The organism is Gottschalkia purinilytica, from assembly GCF_001190785.1.
Taxonomy (GTDB): Bacteria; Bacillota; Clostridia; order Tissierellales; family Gottschalkiaceae; genus Gottschalkia_A; species Gottschalkia_A purinilytica.
In genome coordinates, this window is sequence record NZ_LGSS01000055.1 from 1 (window position 1) to 1,183 (window position 1,183).

Sequence of the window (1,183 nt, forward strand, 5' to 3'; positions counted from 1 at the left end):
TTGGAATAACTGTAAGACCTGAATACGTAGCAAATTTACCAGGTATATTACAAAAGTTATTCTCATCTGGAATTAGTGCTGGTACTATAGTGGCTTTATTATTAAATATATTATTAAAAGATGATAGTAAAGAAAGTGAAAATCAGGCTAGTGTAGTTTAAGATATTAGTTTTGTTTAAAATACTTATATTCCCCTATAAGTAAAATGTTAATTAAAAATTTTTAAAAAGAGAATTCTTATATAAGAATTCTCTTTTTTTATGTTTATTTTCTTATACTATTCATCTCAGATTAAAATTATCTATAAAAATTAACATAACTTAAATAATTCTATAGATATCTCAAACTATATTTTAAATGCAATCGAATAAAATAACAGCGTAAAGGCTAAAATAAATGTATCAAATATTCTTAAAAATAGTGAAACTACATAGTTTTCATTGAATTTCATAATGACATCTATCATTATGTTTCTCTTTGATTAAAAATTTTAGTTTAGGAGGTACTAATATGAGTGAAAACATTGATCCAAACAGATCTAATTTGTTATATAAAATGGATGACAAACCATCTATAGGTTTATCTATTATTCTAGCACTTCAACATATTGTAACTGCATTTGGAGGTATCGTAGCAGTTCCTTTAGTTATAGGTCAGGCACTTGGCCTTTCAGTTCCAGATTTAGCGTTTTTAGTAAGTGCTACAATATTTGTATCAGGTATTACTACTTTTATTCAAGCTAAAGGAGTAGGTCCTGTAGGTGCAAGAGTTCCTTGTATTATGGGTACTGACTTTACTTTTGTTGCTCCTTCATTGGCTGTAGCACTTCCTGCTGCTGCTGGTGGTATGGGATTAGGTCTACCAGGATTATTCGGAGCAACTATAATGGGCTCTTTTTCAGAAATGATTTTAAGCAGATTCTTAAAACCTTTAATGAGGTTTTTCCCTCCAATTGTTACTGGTACTGTTGTTACATTAATAGGTACAACATTACTCCCAGTAGCAATGGATTGGGCAGCTGGTGGAGCTGGTGCAAAAGACTATGGTAGTTTAAGAAACGTTATTATATCAATAGTTGTATTGTTAATCATCATATTTTTAAATAGATATGGTAAGGGAATGATAGGAAGTGCTTCTGTTCTTATTGGTATAGTTATAGGTTATATTATATGTTATCCTTTAG

General features: G+C 29.7%; 1 protein-coding gene. It reads left to right on the plus strand.

From position 1 onward, the window contains the following. Positions 1 to 510: 510 nt before the first annotated feature. Positions 511 to 1,183, plus strand: a 673-nt coding sequence (locus CLPU_RS16290; protein WP_321169978.1) for a solute carrier family 23 protein, incomplete at its 3' end; no start/stop codon positions are given.